A 16,633-nucleotide genomic window follows, 5' to 3' on the forward strand; every position below is an offset into this window, starting at 1 on the left:
TGATAGTTATCTTAATCGCATTTTTCTATACATTCATTTTTCTTTCGGCCATCCATTTAATCATAGCTGGATCTGCATGTGAAAAGAATTGACTTGTTCCTTGGTTTAATGTTTTTATCTGCTTTTTATCTTCTTCAGTTAATTGAAAATCAAAAATGGCTAAATTTTCTTGCATACGTTCTGGTTTCACTGATTTGGCTAAAACAACAACGTCTTGCTCCACTAACCAGCGAACAATAACCTGTGCAACAGATTTATGGTATTTTTCTGCAATACTTAAAAGAATATAATTTTTAAAGATGTCATTTTTTCCTTCAGCAAAAGGTGCCCAAGCTTCTGGAATAATTCCTTCTTCTTTTAGTGCTTCAATTACGGTTGTTTGTTGATTAAATGGATTGATTTCAATTTGATTGACTTGAGGTGTTACCAGATTAAATTCAGCTAAATCAACTGCTCGATCTACAGCAAAGTTAGAAATACCAATTGCACGGATTTTTTTCGCCGCTTGAAGTTCTTCCAATGCGCGCCAAGCACCATAAATATCATTGTAAGGCTGATGAAGTAAAACTAAATCAATATATTCGATCCCTAAACGATCCAATGATCGCTGAAATGACTCTTTGACACCTGTATAAGAAGTATTTTCAACCCAAATTTTAGTTGTTAGAAAAATTTCTTCTCTAGGGACACCTGAATTGGCGATTCCCAATCCAACTGCTTGTTCGTTTAAATAAGATTGTGCCGTATCAATATGACGATAGCCAGCTTGAATTGCATCAATCACTGCTTTTTTTGCTTCCTTTGGATCAGTTATTTGATAAGTACCAAAACCTAAAATAGGGATTTCTACGCCATTGTTTAATGTGATTGTTTTCATATAAATTTCTCCATCATTTTTAATTTAGATTTATTTAAATATTTAGCAGGGGAGATGAAACTAGATAATTTTCGTCCGTCAAAGTTAAAAAATTATTTTTTAAAATGTTTCATCTTCCATAATTCTTCAGCTGTTTCATCCGTTAACTCACCAGAACGAAACTTAGCAAGATGCTCATCGTAAGTTTCAATTTTATAAGCGAGTAATTCTCTGACTTTTTCCATTTCGACAATTTTTTTAGTTAATTCTTCGTATTGCTCAATCAAAATATCTTTTTGTGCCAGTCGTTCATCTCCATCCAACTGTGATAAAGACGCAAAATCAATAATTGATTCAATCGACAAACCTGCATTTCGTAAACTTTTAGCTAAAAAAACCCAATTTAAATCACGTGTTTTAAAAATCCGATAACCATTTTTATCTCTTTCAACTGGCGGAATCACTCCGATTCGTTCATAATAGCGAATCGTTTCTACTGTTAAACCAAACATTTCGGCAACTTCTTTGATTGTTTTCACAAAAAGACCACCTTTCTATAAATATATTAGTCTGTTCTTCACTAAAGTTGTTCAAGTTTTGAAAAGTCATGGTTAATAATTTCAGCTAACTTAAATTCGTTATCAGAAAATTCAAACTTCAAAATACAACAATTTCCAATTCGTTCTTTCTGATCTACTTCAGATGTATGCTGCCACGCTCTCATAAATTGTCGACAAGCAGCACCATGAGAAACTGCTAAAATTGAGTTTCCAGAAGTTTCCTGCATAATGTTTAATAATGTATCGGCAATTCTTTTTTTAAAGGCTTGTTCTTCTTCGCCTCCGTAGGTTGTAAAGAAATCTCCATATGGTAAAAGTGGGTTTAAATATTCATGTTCTGCTTCTAAAATACCAAAATTCCATTCTTTCAATCCTTTTTTTCGTGTGTAGCTCATAGAAGTAACCAATTCTAATGTGTCACAAGCTCGTTCAGAAGTGGATGCATACGCATCATCGAAATAAATCTCATTTTTACTAAAATAATTTCCAGCAATTTGCGCTTGTTTTATTCCTTTAGCTGTTAATGGAGAGTCGCACCATCCTTGAATTTTACTTTGTTGATTGAATAGTGTTTCGCCATGTCGCATTAAATAAAGAGTTTTAATCATTTTTTTACCTCCTTAAGTATTTAATTTACTTAATGATATACCCTGAAGTTCACTTCAAGGCAAGCGATAAATCGATTTTTTTATTAGAATTGGTAAATTTATTGATTAGGAATTATTTTGTTAAGGAGAGTTTTTCTGAGTGAATGGTAAATAATAAAAAATGACCAAAAATGAAAAAATATACATAATTTTATAAAAAATATATATCTTGATAATAAAAAACGACAAATAGATATTTATAAATTGATTAATGCGATACTTAAGTGTTAAAATCGAAAGTAATAGTTTGTCTTTGGTGGGTATATTGTCTGATGTAAAAAAAGAGGGAGGAGAAAGTAATCATAAAAATAGTGTAAAGAATTGAAAAAACGTTTTAACAAGATAAAAAAGAAACGAAAGAAGGCGGTAGTTTGGTTGAAACAGTTACTGAATTTATCGAAAGAATGTGTAATCCACTTGGTTCAAAAACCAAAGAAACTTTATTAAACGGTTTTCAATACAAGATTAAAAGAAAAAGATTTTGGTATATGCAAGAAGCTCATAGAAAAAGCAGAAAAGAAAGCTAAAAAAGAGGGAAAGGCTAAGCCGGAACCAGTTAAATGTGAGCCGAAATTTGACATAAAATGGTCAGGTGGAGATACAACAACACAGATGGATGGGAAAAACCCATTAAATATGTCTTGTAAATTAACTTGTAAAGAGGCTGGGGCAAAAGATACTATTACAGTAGTTACTAGTGGACAGGATGGAACGAATATTAAAATTTATTGCATGAGATATAGAGATCCTAGTGGAAACTAGTCGAAAAATGGTATGGACTTGATGAAAATGGAAAGCCAATCAATGATGAAGAAATAATAAAAAAATTAGTTAAGGAAGGTGTATCTTATGATATAGTTAGCTATGAAGAGATGAAAAATATTGATGTAAGGTTGCAAATGGAAGGAAAAAGCTTATTATTTCCATCACAAAATAATTTAGAAGATTTTGCTTTAAAATGGAAAAAGTTTGGTGCTCATTCAGTGAATGCTTGGGAAGCTGGTTTAGGAGATGCTGCAGCTTTATTATCTATGTTAGCTGTATCATTTAAGGCTAGTTCTCCTATGAAGAAAGCTAGTGGACTTACCAAAGCACAAAAAGTTGAGAATTTTCAAAATAGAATTGATAACATTAGGAACGAAATGAAAAACTCTAAGTTGAAAAATCAAGGTAATATGGCTGTTGCTGATGTTAAAATAAAAGATTTACCAGATGAGTTTATGGCGCACAGTAAAATTCATGGTCCAAATAGTAAAGGTGCTGATTTAGGTAATTTTTCTCCTGCATCAGAAAATAGAATTTTTGAATCCTACACCATAGATAAGTTTCCAAGATATAATGATACTGAGGTTAAAATTTTGGAAGATATAGCATCTAAAATTAAAGACCCAAATATTTCTGGTAAGATAGATTTGTTTACAGAATTACCAGCTTGTCAAAGCTGTACAAATGTCGTATTAGAGTTTAGGAAAAAATTTCCAAATATAGAACTTAATATATTTACGAAGTAGGTGGAAAAATGAGTGAAATCAATTATTTAGAAGCAAAAGAGTTAACTTTAGAAGATTATGAAGATTTTATTGAAGATGAAGGGTTTAGTCCGAGTCAAGCAATAGCCGCAACTTTTGAAGACTCTGTACTAATGATGAAAAAAAGTCATAAAGTTTACGTGTCAGTTATGGTAAATCTTTCAATTTTAAGTTTAAATCAAAAATTTCTACCAGATTATCTATTAGAAAAGCAAGAAGTTTTAAAAGAACTTGATGGCTTAAATGAAGAAGAACAGTCTGTTTATGATTCAGATATAAGTACTTTGAACCAGTTGTTGAGCAATCAGAATTTCGAGATAGATAAAGATGAAGAATATAAATTAAGGGTGGAAATGTTATTAGAATAATTAAAAAAGGCACTTTACTATCTGATTGGAGTCGGATAGTAAAGCCTTGACTAGTAAGCACGAACTCACTAATCAAGTTGCCAATAGCTAACAAAAAGCTAGCTGTATTTATTGTACAAAAATTCAAAGAATATTTCTATTTGGATGTGCTTCAGACGATATTATAAAAAAAGCTCAATTGGTTCTAGGAGTAAAATTTCCAGAAGACTATAAACTTTTTTTGTCTTGTTTTGGAAAGTTAACTTTTGGATCTACAGAGATATACGGAGTATTTAGAGAAGACTTTGAGGATTCTGGTGTTCCAGATGCTGTTTGGTTTACTTTAGATAAAAGAAAATTGATTAATCTGCCGAAACACTTAGTCATTCTATATAATACTGGTATGGGAGAAATGTTTTGTATGAATTATAAAAAATTAAATAGTTATGACGAACCCAAAATTACATCATATTTTCCAGGTTTTTCTGAAGAAGAACAAACAAATGAAATTCTATATGATAATTTTGGAGAATTTCTTCTAGACATGGTAATCGAAGAAATTAATCAAGAATAAAAATGGGACTTTACTATCTGACATATAATTTAGAAAATATAAAATAGATAAGATTTGATTTTTTTATCAACATACAAAAAATTACCACAACTTTTTAAATCTGATTACAATCTATATAGCTTATTTAAAACAATAGAATAAATAGTTTTACTTCTACTTTTGAAATATTATTTTAAGAATTTTGATTTTGAACGATATTTTCGATAAAAAATATCAGTGTTCAAGTTTCAATATTCTTTTTTTTTGCTAATTAATTCAAACAAATGTTTTTAAAATTAAAAAAATATTTGTTTTAGCAGATGATATACTACATTTAATCAATATTAAATCAAATGTTTATACGGAATATTTCATTTTTTTATTATTAATTGTGAATATTTGAACATAAATTTGAAATTTGGGAGGAATAATTATGTGTACAACAGTATTAGTTGGAAAAAAAGCAAGTATTGATGGCTCTACGATGATCGCTCGTAATTGTGATTATTGGTTGCCATTACCTCACTTGAAGTTTGTAGTAGTATCTGCCGAAGAGCATCAGAAAGGTATTTACCATTCCTATTCTAGTAAATTCAAGGAAGATCTTCCTGAACAAGCAATGCGTTATCAAATGGCTCCTTTAATTGAAAAGGAAACAGAAGGTATTTATGGTGAAGCTGGATTTAATGAAGAAAACATAGCGATGAGTGCTACAGAAAGCCTTTATGGCAATGAACGAGTTTTAGGTATCGATCCATTTTTAGAAAGTGGATTAGGAGAAGATTCATTATTAACAATGATTTTACCCTATATACATACAGCAAGAGAAGGGGTAGAGTTAGTCGGAAAAATGATTGAAAAACATGGGTCACACGAAGGGAACGGGGTTATTTTTAGCGATAAAGATGAAATTTGGTATATGGAAATTCCTTGTGGACATCATTGGGTGGCACAACGTATCCCAGAAGATCACTGTGCAGTAATCGCTAACCAAGTTTCACAACAAACCATCGACTTTGATGATCCAGAAAATTTCATGTGGTCAAAAAATATTCAAGAGTTTGTTGAAGAAAATCAATTAAATCCAGATTCAGATAATTGGAATTTCCGGCATATCTTTGGCACAAATGCTGAATTTGATCATCAATACAATACACCACGTGTTTGGTATGGTCAAAAGTTGTTCGGTGTTGAAAGTGCTGACCGTGGGCCAAGAAGCGATGAGTTACCATTCACTATCAAGCCAAATCGTAAATTAGGGCATGAAGATGTTGCCAATGTATTGAGCTCTCATTATAATGAAACAGTTTATGATCAACTAGGAGAAGGATCAGAAAATGAACGCAAAAAATTCCGTCCAATCGCTATCTACCGAACGTTAGAATCACATATTTTACAAATTCGAAATAATGTACCGAAAGAAATTGCTGCAATCACTTGGTTTAATAGTGGTGTGACGGCTTATAATCCTTATGTACCATTCTACGCCAATGCCACCGATACTGCTCCAGGTTACCGCGAAACAAGTTTATCTTATGACGGTACCCAAGCTTATTGGCAAGCTCGTAATATTTCCGTATTAGTAGAACGTTCTTTTGAAGAGTTACATACAATTGATGAAAATTATTTAAAAGATTGTGTTCAAACAGCTAATGCCTTTATTCATGAAACAGATCAGTACGTATTAAAGGAAAATCCAGCAGATATCACAGCCTATTTAACAGATCAAAATGCCAAAATTGCAAGTAAAATTAGTGATAAAAGTTTAGCAACTATCGGTTTGTTAGTAGATAATGGTCTTGCATTATCAAAATTAACATTTAATATGGATAAAAATATTTTGTAATTTTAAATGAAAGTAACTTATTTATATGAGATTAAGGAGAGGTTATTATGTCAGAAATTCATGTAAAAGATTTTGCACAATTAAAAGAAAAATTTGAAGCAAACACTTGTAACAAAGTTAGTCAACGAAGTGTGATGAAAAATGGAATTTTGAATTCTACTCAAAATCAAGTGGCTATCGGGGAAAATGACTTTTTCTTTTCGATAGATGTTGATTCTGAAGCTGTTGCCAATCAAAACAAGAGTGGTCGTTGCTGGATGTTCGCTTGCTTAAATATACTACGTGCTCATATTGAGAAGCAATATAATGTTAAACACTTCGAATTATCTCAAAATTATACCAATTTTTATGACAAATTAGAGAAGGCTAATTACTTTCATCAAAATATTGTTGAGACAGCCAATAGTCCTTTATCAGATCGTACCGTAGTGAAACTACTTCAAACCCCTCAACAAGATGGTGGGGATTGGGAATTAATTGTGTCAATTATTGATAAATACGGAGTAATGCCAAAAGATAAAATGGATGAAACACATTCAAGTATCGATTCTTCTGAATTAAATACTGTATTAAATCGGAAACTAAGACAAGATGCAATCATTTTACGAGAATTAGTTCGTGAAGGAGCTACTGAAGAAAAAATCACTCATGTACGCGAAAAAATGTTAACAGATGTTTATCAAATTTTAGCTGTTTCATTAGGAACTCCACCAGAGCGTTTTGATTTTGAATATCGAGATTTAGATAAAAAATACCATATTTTTAGAGATTTAACAGCACAAGATTTTTATAAGGATTATACACAAGTTGATTTAAACGATTACGTTGAACTAATCAATGTACCGATTCAAAGTATGCCTTATAACAAAATGTATGGAGTTGAATTATCGAGGAATATGGTCAACGGACTACCAAATAGTTACTTGAATGTAGATATGGACACATTAAAAGCATTAACAATCAAGCAATTACAATCTGGAGAACCTGTTTGGTTCGCCTGCGATGTGTTGCAATCTTCTGATCGACAAAAAGGGATCATGGCACTAGATTTATATGATTTAGAAGCATCATTTAACATTAAGTTTACAATGGATAAAGGACAACGTTTTGAATATCGAGAAAGTTTGCCAACACACGCAATGGTATTAGGCGGTGTAGATTTAGTAGAAGGTAAACCAACTAAATGGAAAGTAGAAAATAGCTGGGGAGATAAAGTTGGCGACAAAGGCTTTTTCGTTATGAGTGATGAATGGATGAGTGAGTATGCATATGCTGTTGCAGTGCACAAGGATTTATTAGATGACGACTTACGTAAGGTAATTAGTACTGAACCAACCATTTTGCCTTATTGGAATGAAATGTACCCATTATAAACCATCAAATAATTGAGGAGCGATTGACATGGAATTGAATGTGACAATGATAAATAAAATGAAAGAAAATTTTGAGAAACAAGTAACACAAAAAGTTTCGCAACGTAGTGTGATGAAAAATGGTATTTTTGATTCTTCACAAAATATGCCCGTGATAGGAGAAAATGACTTTATTTTTTCAGATGATGTCGATTCTGAAGCTGTCGCAAATCAAAATAAAAGTGGTCGTTGCTGGATGTATGCATGTCTAAATACTTTACGTTACAGCATTGAAAATAAATATCAAATCAAAGATTTTCAACTTTCTCAAAATTACACCTTTTTTTATGACAAAATGGAAAAATCTAATTTCTTTTACGAACAAATTTTAGCAACTGCAAATGCACCATTATCAGATCGTAAAGTTGTTTATTTGCTACAAACGCCACAACAAGATGGGGGAGATTGGGATTTGATCACCGCAGTCATCGAAAAATATGGCGTTATTCCAAAAGATAAAATGGATGAAACACACGCTAGTATTGATTCTTCAGAGCTAAACACTATTTTGAATCGAAAATTACGTTAAGATGCTTGGATTTTAAGAAGTTTGATTCATGAAAGTGCTACTCAAGAAAAAATTGCCGCTACAAAAAAAGAAATGCTAGCAGACATTTATCAGATTCTAGCTGTTTCTTTAGGAACACCGCCAGAAAAAATTGATTTTGAATACCGTGATACAAATAAAAAGTTCCACGCTGAACGCGGATTGACTCCAAAAGAGTTTTACAATCAATTCATTGGTATTAATTTGAATGAATATATTGGCGTTATCCATTTACCAACAGAAGAAACTCCGTTTAACAAACTTTATGGAATTGAAATGTCTAACGAAATTATTGATGGTCGACCAAATAGATATATAAATGTAGAAATGGATACGTTAAAAGAATTAGCTATAAACCAATTGCAAGCGGGAGAACCTGTCTGGTTTGGCTGCGATGTTTTACAATCATCTGATATTAACAAAGGTGTTATGGCTCACAATCTGTATTCATTTGAAGAGACCTTTGGTGTTGATTTTGAGATGAATAAAAGTCAAAGATACCGTCATTATGAAAGTTTACCGACACACGCAATGATTCTTGCTGGTGTTGACTTAGTCGATGGCAAATCAGTGAAATGGAAAGTTGAAAATAGCTGGGGAACAAAACCAGGAGATAAAGGTTATTTTGTCATGGATGATGAATGGATGGATAATTTTACTTATGAAGTTGCTATTCGGAAAGATTTACTAAGTCCTGAATTACAAGCTTTATTAACGACTGAACCGATTATTATGCCATTTTGGAGTAGTTTTAATCCTATTATGATGCGTAATGAAAACTATGATAGAAAACCTAAAGGTAGTTTATCTTAATCGACAAGCCGTTTACTTACTTTTAAAATCTCACTAGAGATAATTAAATCGCCAAATAGGAACTCGTTTGATAAATGCTAAGCTGTTGATGAGACAAAAGTAAAAAACACTATTGCTCTATCTTATAAATCCGAACAAACGGTGGTTCAAAATCAGATCCTTCGGAAATACCTTCTTATTACGATAAATCACAAAGAACGTAGTGATTCGACGATGCATCATACCTGCTTGGTTCTTGGAGCTAATCACTTTTGTCCCAACCTCAGCGAAAATAAAATAGAAAGAAGGGAAAATAATGAGTTCAAAAGTAGATACTTCAAAAAGTGGTTATATTTCGATTTATGCGTTAGCTATGATGAATGTTGCAGTAGTTGCAGGGTTAGGTAATGATGCCCAACAGGCTTTTTATGGTTTGTCTTCGATTACGTTATTTGCCATCGGAGCTATTGTCTTCTTTATTCCGACTGCATTAGTCGCAGCAGAATTAGCAGGTGGTTGGACTGAACGTGGTGGAATTTTTCGTTGGGTCGGTGAGGGGATGGGGAAAGGTTTTGCTTTTGCTTGTCTTTTAATCTTATGGTTTCAAACAACTTTTAATCTAGGTGCTGGAATGCCTAGTTTTGCAGCTACGATTGGTTTTTTCACGCCTGATTATGATTGGGCTGTAAAATTTGCCAAAAGCCCAGCATATGAGTTAGTCATCATGTGTGGCTTTCTGCTAGTCTTTTGGTTTGTAACTTGGTTGGCTACTCGGGGAACAAAAGTTTTTTCAAGTGTTACCAAGTATGGGGTAACGATTGGAACTTTGATTCCTTTAGGAACGATTGTGATATTGACCATTATTTGGTTATGCCAAGGGCATCATCCAGTCATTGCGATCAATGCTAAAGGACTTTTACCAAAATGGCAGGGGATGAGTACACTAGCTTTAGCTGCCGGAGTCTTTTTCTCGTATGCAGGGATTGATTTAAATGCCGCTCATATTAAGCAATTAAAAAATCCAAGACGTTCTTTCCCAATTGCGATGTTGATTGCCGGAATATTAGCCTTTTTAATCTTTGTAGTAGGGACAATTATTATTGCGATCATCATTCCAGAAAAAAATATTAATGTTATCTATGCATTGTATACTTTATATCATACACTGGGAGAAACGATTGGTGCACCGTGGCTTTATATGGTCTTTGTCTATGTTGGTTTCTTTGCAACTTTAGCTATGTGGATCACTAATTTAGCGGGCCCATCATTCATGTTAGGTCAAGCAGGGCGTAGCGGTTTCTTACCAAAAAGTTTGCAAAATAATAATAAACATGGAATGCCCTCAAGAATGTTATACTTGCAAGCAATTTGTGTAACAGTAATTGCTTTTGTGGTGAAATTATTACCTAATGTTGAAGGATTCTTTATTATGATCACTCAAACAGTTACTATTTTATACTTACTATATTATGTATTGATGTTCACTTCATTTATTAAATTGCGCTATACACAACCCAATCGTCCACGTTCATTTACTATACCTGGCGGAAAATTTGGTGCTTGGGTTGTAACCATTGTAGGCTTAGCTGCGTGTGTTTTCGGGATTGTTCTGTCTATTTATCCTCCTGCTCAAGTCAAATCAGAAGTGGGATCTGGAACAGTTTATGTCAGCACGATTCTAATCTTAGTAGCTATCGTATTACTTGTGGCATTTGGTATGTATCAATTATCTAAAAAACATCCAGAATGGGTAGATAAGGATAATAAATTTGCACCATTTACATGGGAAATAGAAGGATTGAAAAAGCCAACGAAAGCCTTATCAAACGTTCCAACGGAAATGATGTCTGAAGGACAAAATCCAATGGGAATGGAAATTAAGCAATTCTATTCTGCTGATGATCTGATTGTTTTACCGCCAGAATATCAATATGGTGAGGCCGAAAAGAAACTTAGTGCCCAAGCAGCAAAAAGCGTAGCGGGAGCGGCAGTGACATCCGTTTCGAATCAAAATACAGCGACGGATCAAACATCTAAACTTACGACTAGTTCAAATTCACTAAATCAAAAGTCAACAACAACTCACACAGATGCTTCGAACAATGAATCAAAAACAGGAGATTCATAATTTAAAAAGTTATTTATGAGTAAACTTAAAACCTTTGAACAATATAGATAAAGTTAATTGTTCAAAGGTTTTTTGATGTAGCAAGAAGTTGATTTTAAACGGGCAGCGCATTTTTATGGATCTTGATTCTCTCTGATTCTACTTTGTATAATATATATTATGTAAACTAGAAACGAAACTTAAAATACAGGACGAATTTAGTTCAGATAAACCAATATCCTTCCTGTACCTCTTCTTTCAATTGTATCTATAAAACTGGTGATAATAATCGTGAAAAGCTTTGTTTAAAACGTAGCCATTGTGTTTGATCCATGATAAGTTCATCAGTTAATAAAATCGATTCTCTCATATCTTGTTCAAATAGTTCTGTTAATTTCCAAGAAACAGTTGTATCATAAATAAATGCGCTGACTTCAAAATTTAAAGCGTAGCTTCGAATATCTTGATTTGTGGTACCAACCATACAAATTTCATTGTCAATAATCATTGTTTTTGCATGTAAAAAACCATTTTGATACATAAAGATTTTTACGCCACGTTTGTGCAAATAATTAGCATAATACTGGGTTGCTCGATAAATAAATGGATGATCCGGCATACAAGGAATCATAATTCTTACATCAATCCCAGACCTTACAGCAATTAAAATCGCATTAATCATGCTTTCATCTGGAATCAAATACGGCGTTTGGATCCAGACCGATTTTTCGGCCGACAGAATCATTTTTATAAAGCCGCTCTTTAGTATTTCTTCTTCTGAATCAGGTCCATCTGAAACAACTTGAATAGATAATGTATCAACGTCTTCATCAAGTGGTAAACGGAAAAAACGTTCTTCATAGGTTAACTGATCAGCTTTTTTTGCTACAGAAGCATTCCAGTCCATAATAAAAATTTCTTGCAATGAAAAAACAGCTGTTCCCATTAAGCGAATATGCGTATCACGCCAGTAACCAAATTTTTTGCTTGTCCCAAGATACTGATCACCAACATTAAACCCACCTGTCCAACCAATTTTTCCGTCAATAATAACGATTTTACGATGCAAATGGTAATTTAAGCGTGTTTTTCTGATTGTATTTTTAGAAGTAATAAAAGGAGTTACCTTCCCTCCTAGTTCAACAAACTGTTTAAAAAATTTCTTGTTTGCTCCAGGAGACCCCCAAGGATCGTAAATTAAATGAACTTCAATCCCAGCTCTTAATCGTTCTTCTAAAACACGTAGAAATTCGTTGCCTATTTCATCATTGTAAAATGAATAATATTCAACATGGACGGTTTCTTTAGCTTCAGAAATATCTTTGAAAAGCGCTGCAAATTTTTCTTTCCCGTCTGTATACAGTTTCAAACTATTTCTTTTACATAATGGTGAAGCATCCATATTTCTAAAATACTTATTCAGCACACGAGCATCCGTTAATAAATTGATGTCTAAGCGTTTATCTGCTTTTAAATTATCCGCCTCTACCAATTCCTTCACTTTTTGTATCCCGATTTTTTCGTCTTCAGTTAGATTAAACACTTTTTGACTATTAATCCCTCGACCACAAAATAAATAAATCAAAAAGCCAATTCCTGGTAAAAAAAACAATGTCATCATCCAAGCTAAAACGCTTGAAATACTTCGAGGTTTTCTAAAAACTGTTACAAAAGCTAACGTTGTATTTAAAATTAATGATAGCAATAAAACATTCATGAAAATCGTCATCTGTGTCCTCCTCTCTATAATAATAGCTTCTTCAATAATTGATTATAACAAATATTAGTCATTCATCCAATAAAAAGCAAGTTCTTTTTCTTTCAGTCTAAGGTGTACTATAATAATCTGGAATCTTTAGGAAATGGGGAACAAAAAATGATTGATTTTAAAATGCTTTTCATGATTTTCAGTATTAATTTTGCTTATATTACTTTAAATACAATACGGTTTATGCTTACCATGAAAGGATACCGAATTATCGCCCCATTAGTTAGTATGGCAGAAATTACGATTTATGTGTTAGGACTAAGTTTAGTATTGAATCGTTTGGATAATCCGCTAAATTTAGTTGTTTATGCGCTAGGATATGCTGTTGGGATTAGCGTTGGAATCAAAATTGAAGACTATTTAGCATTAGGTTATATCATGGTAACCGTGATTCTTCCCTCTTCGACAGAACAAGTAGATCTTCCAGAGTTTTTGAGAGAAAATGGGTATGGTGTAACACAAAGTTTTGCAATGGGTAGACAAGGCGAACGAATGGTTTTAGAAATTCTATCTCCTAGAAAAAATGAACGCAGTTTGTATAAATTAATCAATGAACAAGAGCCGCGAGCTTTTATTATCTCTTATGAACCTAAGTATATCTCAGGTGGATTTTGGACTAAAAAAGTACGTAAACGAAATAATTAAAATGAAAACTGATCGAATCTCTTGGCTAATCGTTTAGTCAAAAAATACGGTCAGTTTTGTAGATTTTTATTTTAGTTTACATAATATTATTATAGTTACCTTAAGTGAGAAAGTAGCTAAGAACTTCTTTTTCTCCCAAAAAAAGTTCCATCATTTTTGAATAAGTCATTTTTTTTATCAACGTTTGCTCATTGACAGACTCATAAAGTTGCCACATCTCATTGAGCAATTTTATGAGTTGTTGGTGATTTGAGTCATTAGTCTCTAAGACGTCGCTTTCGATGATTGGTTTAGCTAATAATAATTTCCCATCCTTACTAACCAAATTATTTGTTAGTAATAAAGCTTCTTCAAAAATATCTCGTTTAGTACTACTATTTCTATTTTTTTGAGCTTTTTTTAGTAGCTTTTTAACTTGAGTAAAAAAATATTCTTGGTTAACATCCCCAAGCAGTTTCTCTAATTGGTTATATTGCTTAGGCAATTTATTTAATGATAGTAACTCGAAATAGGTTGGGATAGTTAATCCATTCCCCTCACTTTCTTGAATAGCCACCATTTTTAATTCATTATCCCCTACTATTTTTTTTTCATAGAAGGAAGGAGTAGTAGGATTTTTTTTTACACCAAAAAAGTAGTCTTCTTTTGTTTCACAGCTTTGCCATAGAATTTCGCCAACAAAACCAGTTAGATGGTCGTTCTCTTGTTGGTGAATGGATGCTAAAATAGTTAATAAATCCTCTGAGAAACTTAATGGATAGTCAGCTAAATCATAAATAGGAAAAGCAAGATAATAGTGTCGCTCTAGACGAGAAATCAGTTTAAATTGAATCATTTTATCAAGAAAAAGCTCTAGATTTTCATCTGTTTTAATACTTTTCTTGAGTTGGCGTAAGATAATTCTTTCGTTTTCATGTTCAATAAAGAAATCAATGATTTGTTGAAATAAAGATGAGTTAAGCAGTGAATAAAATGTTTTATTAGTATTTGCTTGATTAAAATAGTAGGTGTATTGGTCCATTTTTTCTCCTTTAGTTTGGAAATAAATAAAATAAAGTTAGTATTAATAGCTAAAGGTTGAAACAACAGTCTTTCTGACTAATGTCTCAACCTTTTTCAAGTATCTTCTTAACTAAGATTAACCAAATACTTCAGTTAATTGTGGAACAATTTGTTTTTTACGAGAAACAACACCTTGTAAAAATGCGCGATTATTGTTTAAAGTCACGCTAAATGCAGCTTCAACTTGTTCTAAATCACTACCAACAGCTAATAATTCAGAATTACTATTTAAGATATCTGTAACAACTAAAACAAATAAGTCATAGCTATTCTTTTCATTTTCAACTTTCATAGCAGTTTCTAATTCAGTTTGTCGAGCTAAAACTTCCTTTAAATCAACTGTATTGACTTGGGCGATTCGAACGTTTTTATCACCCATAGGAAAACTTTTAGCATCTAAATCTAAAAGGACTTCAGCAGATTTATCACTTAAGTTTGTTCCAGCTTTTAGCATATCTAAGCCATAACCTTCTAAGTCAATTTCAGCAAGATTTGCTAACTCATTTGCAGCATCAATATCTTCTTGTGTGCAGGTAGGTGATTTAAATAGTAATGTATCAGAAATAATGGCTGAAACCATCATTCCGGCAATTTGTTTTGGAATTGTAACGTTGTTTTCTTTAAATAATTTTAAGACGATTGTACTTGTACAACCAACTGGTTCAGCTCGATAGTATAAAGGATCAGCTGTTTCAAAATTAGCGATACGATGATGGTCAACAACCGCTAAAATAGATAATTCAGCTATATTGGCAATACTTTGTTGAAATTCGTTATGATCCACCAACATTACTTGTTTAGATTCTCCAGCATCAGCTACGATTCTAGGCGCTGTAACATTAAAATAGTCTAATGCATATTGCGTTTCTTCGCTAGGTGCTCCTAAAGCGACCGCTTCAGTATCTTTCCCTAATTCTTTTTGTAAATAAGCGAAACTAATCGCTGCTCCAATCGCATCTGTATCTGGATTTTGATGTCCGAAAACTAAAATTTTTGACATGGAAATCGTTCACTCCTTCTTAATTGTTCATTACTAATAATAACAAAAAAAGAGGAAAAAGAAAATGAAATCGTAACTTTCTTCTCCTCCTGTAGTTAAAAATAAACGGATTTTCTTAATTAGTAGATAAGCGTTCAATGTTACTTTTATTATCTTGTCGTATATCCTTTGTAGTCATTTACATGCAGTAATTCCTTCGCATTGGCTACTCGGTCTTCTGTTGGAGGATTGATTCCTTCTAATGGATAATCTAACCCTAATTCGGCCCATTTATACTTACCCATGATATGGTAAGGTAATACTTCTACTTTATCGACATTTTTAAGTGTTTTGATAAAAGCATCCAAACGGATTAAATATTCATCATAATCACTTCGTTCAGGAACTAGGACATGACGAATCCAAACAGGTTTGCCAATTTCAGACAAATACTGTGCCATTGCTAAGATATTTTCGTTTCCTAACGAAGTCAGTTCTTTATGTTTTTCATTATCGATATGCTTAATATCAAATAAAAGTAAATCTGTATACTTCATCAATTCTTGAAATTGACTGAAAAATGGTTCATCTTTTGTAAAAGGTTTTCCACAAGTATCAATGGTTGTATGTATTCCTTTAGCTTTGGCTTTTTTGAAAAGATCAGTCAAGAAGTCTAATTGTAAAAGCGGTTCGCCCCCGCTAACCGTAATCCCGCCTTTTTCGCCCCAATAAGAACGGTACTTAATTGCTTCGTCTAACAATTCATCGGTGGTTACTTCTTTTCCTCCTGAACCGATTTTCCAAGTATCAGGATTATGACAAAATTGGCATCGCATGCGACATCCTTGGGTAAAAACAATAAAACGAACACCAGGACCATCAACGGTTCCGAAATTTTCAGTTGAATGGATTCTGCCTATTACAGGAGTTGTAGACATAATGATTCCTCTTTCTTTTAAAAAAGGGATGACTTACTAGTCACC

Annotated in this window: 16 protein-coding genes and 1 pseudogene; 10 read left to right on the forward strand and 7 right to left on the reverse strand. The window is 32.7% G+C overall.

Annotated elements, in window-relative coordinates; all coding sequences use genetic code 11:
• Window positions 1–25: 25 nt before the first annotated feature.
• The 3 genes from ACYSNW_RS14070 to ACYSNW_RS14080 all read right to left on the reverse strand — a co-directional run bounded on the left by ACYSNW_RS14070 (window position 26) and on the right by ACYSNW_RS14080 (window position 2,024).
• Window positions 26–877, reverse strand: a complete 852-nt coding sequence (locus tag ACYSNW_RS14070; protein WP_461745513.1) for an aldo/keto reductase — start codon at window positions 875–877, stop codon at window positions 26–28.
• A gap of 92 nt (window positions 878–969) precedes the next feature.
• Window positions 970–1,395, reverse strand: a complete 426-nt coding sequence (locus ACYSNW_RS14075; protein WP_461745515.1) for a MerR family transcriptional regulator — start codon at window positions 1,393–1,395, stop codon at window positions 970–972.
• Between the two features lie 41 nt (window positions 1,396–1,436).
• The gene (locus ACYSNW_RS14080) at window positions 1,437–2,024 is read right to left on the reverse strand and encodes a histidine phosphatase family protein (RefSeq protein WP_461745517.1); all 588 of its coding nucleotides are present in this window, start codon (window positions 2,022–2,024) and stop codon (window positions 1,437–1,439) included.
• Between the two features lie 410 nt (window positions 2,025–2,434).
• Between ACYSNW_RS14080 and ACYSNW_RS14085 the strand changes: the two genes are divergently transcribed.
• The 9 genes and pseudogenes from ACYSNW_RS14085 to ACYSNW_RS14125 all read left to right on the forward strand — a co-directional run bounded on the left by ACYSNW_RS14085 (window position 2,435) and on the right by ACYSNW_RS14125 (window position 11,217).
• Window positions 2,435–2,590: a hypothetical protein gene (locus ACYSNW_RS14085; RefSeq protein WP_461745518.1), complete on the forward strand. Its 156-nt coding sequence runs from the start codon at window positions 2,435–2,437 to the stop codon at window positions 2,588–2,590.
• Entirely contained in the window at window positions 2,565–2,825 is a 261-nt protein-coding gene (locus tag ACYSNW_RS14090; protein WP_461745626.1) for a PAAR-like protein, read from the forward strand. The genes ACYSNW_RS14085 and ACYSNW_RS14090 overlap by 26 nt, the downstream gene beginning before the upstream one ends.
• Before the next feature lie 110 nt (window positions 2,826–2,935).
• Window positions 2,936–3,574, forward strand: coding sequence for a deaminase domain-containing protein (locus ACYSNW_RS14095; RefSeq protein WP_461745519.1), 639 nt, complete (start codon window positions 2,936–2,938; stop codon window positions 3,572–3,574).
• A gap of 8 nt (window positions 3,575–3,582) precedes the next feature.
• On the forward strand, window positions 3,583–3,960 hold the full coding sequence (locus ACYSNW_RS14100) for a hypothetical protein (protein WP_461745520.1): 378 nt from the start codon (window positions 3,583–3,585) through the stop codon (window positions 3,958–3,960).
• Between the two features lie 160 nt (window positions 3,961–4,120).
• Window positions 4,121–4,513 carry an SMI1/KNR4 family protein gene (locus ACYSNW_RS14105; protein WP_461745628.1) on the forward strand — a complete coding sequence of 131 codons (393 nt, stop codon included), beginning with the start codon at window positions 4,121–4,123 and terminating at the stop codon, window positions 4,511–4,513.
• A 412-nt stretch (window positions 4,514–4,925) separates the two neighbouring features.
• A complete protein-coding gene (locus tag ACYSNW_RS14110; protein ID WP_461745522.1) occupies window positions 4,926–6,338 on the forward strand; it encodes a C69 family dipeptidase in 1,413 nt (470 codons plus the stop codon).
• A 47-nt stretch (window positions 6,339–6,385) separates the two neighbouring features.
• Window positions 6,386–7,711: a C1 family peptidase gene (locus ACYSNW_RS14115; protein ID WP_461745524.1), complete on the forward strand. Its 1,326-nt coding sequence runs from the start codon at window positions 6,386–6,388 to the stop codon at window positions 7,709–7,711.
• A 28-nt stretch (window positions 7,712–7,739) separates the two neighbouring features.
• A pseudogene (locus ACYSNW_RS14120) lies at window positions 7,740–9,110 on the forward strand (C1 family peptidase).
• A 295-nt stretch (window positions 9,111–9,405) separates the two neighbouring features.
• Window positions 9,406–11,217 (forward strand): APC family permease, encoded by a 1,812-nt coding sequence (locus ACYSNW_RS14125; RefSeq protein ID WP_461745526.1) that lies wholly within the window; start codon window positions 9,406–9,408, stop codon window positions 11,215–11,217.
• A gap of 247 nt (window positions 11,218–11,464) precedes the next feature.
• Here the strand turns inward: ACYSNW_RS14125 and cls are convergent, their stop codons facing one another.
• Window positions 11,465–12,925 carry a cardiolipin synthase gene (gene cls / locus ACYSNW_RS14130; RefSeq protein WP_461745528.1) on the reverse strand — a complete coding sequence of 487 codons (1,461 nt, stop codon included), beginning with the start codon at window positions 12,923–12,925 and terminating at the stop codon, window positions 11,465–11,467.
• A 147-nt stretch (window positions 12,926–13,072) separates the two neighbouring features.
• Between cls and ACYSNW_RS14135 the strand changes: the two genes are divergently transcribed.
• The gene (locus ACYSNW_RS14135) at window positions 13,073–13,609 is read left to right on the forward strand and encodes a DUF2179 domain-containing protein (protein WP_461745529.1); all 537 of its coding nucleotides are present in this window, start codon (window positions 13,073–13,075) and stop codon (window positions 13,607–13,609) included.
• Window positions 13,610–13,709: 100 nt separating this feature from the next.
• Here ACYSNW_RS14135 and ACYSNW_RS14140 read toward each other — a convergent pair whose 3' ends face one another.
• From ACYSNW_RS14140 to pflA, 3 genes are all read right to left on the reverse strand, one after another.
• The gene (locus ACYSNW_RS14140; RefSeq protein WP_461745531.1) at window positions 13,710–14,630 is read right to left on the reverse strand and encodes a DUF1803 domain-containing protein; all 921 of its coding nucleotides are present in this window, start codon (window positions 14,628–14,630) and stop codon (window positions 13,710–13,712) included.
• 117 nt (window positions 14,631–14,747) lie between these two features.
• Complete coding sequence (locus ACYSNW_RS14145) at window positions 14,748–15,671, reverse strand: manganese-dependent inorganic pyrophosphatase (protein WP_461745533.1); 924 nt, start codon at window positions 15,669–15,671, stop codon at window positions 14,748–14,750.
• 149 nt (window positions 15,672–15,820) lie between these two features.
• Complete coding sequence (pflA, locus tag ACYSNW_RS14150; protein ID WP_461745535.1) at window positions 15,821–16,588, reverse strand: pyruvate formate-lyase-activating protein; 768 nt, start codon at window positions 16,586–16,588, stop codon at window positions 15,821–15,823.
• Window positions 16,589–16,633: the final 45 nt, after the last annotated feature.

Source organism: Enterococcus sp. LJL99 (genome assembly GCF_054871725.1).

Coding starts and splice junctions, on each gene's coding strand:
- ACYSNW_RS14070 (WP_461745513.1), bottom strand. CDS start 877: ATGAAAACAATCACATTAAACAATGGCGTAGAAATCCCTATTTTAGGT.
- ACYSNW_RS14080 (WP_461745517.1), bottom strand. CDS start 2,024: ATGATTAAAACTCTTTATTTAATGCGACATGGCGAAACACTATTCAAT.
- ACYSNW_RS14095 (WP_461745519.1), top strand. CDS start 2,936: ATGAAAAATATTGATGTAAGGTTGCAAATGGAAGGAAAAAGCTTATTA.
- ACYSNW_RS14100 (WP_461745520.1), top strand. CDS start 3,583: ATGAGTGAAATCAATTATTTAGAAGCAAAAGAGTTAACTTTAGAAGAT.
- ACYSNW_RS14110 (WP_461745522.1), top strand. CDS start 4,926: ATGTGTACAACAGTATTAGTTGGAAAAAAAGCAAGTATTGATGGCTCT.
- ACYSNW_RS14115 (WP_461745524.1), top strand. CDS start 6,386: ATGTCAGAAATTCATGTAAAAGATTTTGCACAATTAAAAGAAAAATTT.
- ACYSNW_RS14125 (WP_461745526.1), top strand. CDS start 9,406: ATGAGTTCAAAAGTAGATACTTCAAAAAGTGGTTATATTTCGATTTAT.
- cls (WP_461745528.1), bottom strand. CDS start 12,925: ATGACGATTTTCATGAATGTTTTATTGCTATCATTAATTTTAAATACA.
- ACYSNW_RS14135 (WP_461745529.1), top strand. CDS start 13,073: ATGATTGATTTTAAAATGCTTTTCATGATTTTCAGTATTAATTTTGCT.
- ACYSNW_RS14140 (WP_461745531.1), bottom strand. CDS start 14,630: ATGGACCAATACACCTACTATTTTAATCAAGCAAATACTAATAAAACA.
- ACYSNW_RS14145 (WP_461745533.1), bottom strand. CDS start 15,671: ATGTCAAAAATTTTAGTTTTCGGACATCAAAATCCAGATACAGATGCG.
- pflA (WP_461745535.1), bottom strand. CDS start 16,588: ATGTCTACAACTCCTGTAATAGGCAGAATCCATTCAACTGAAAATTTC.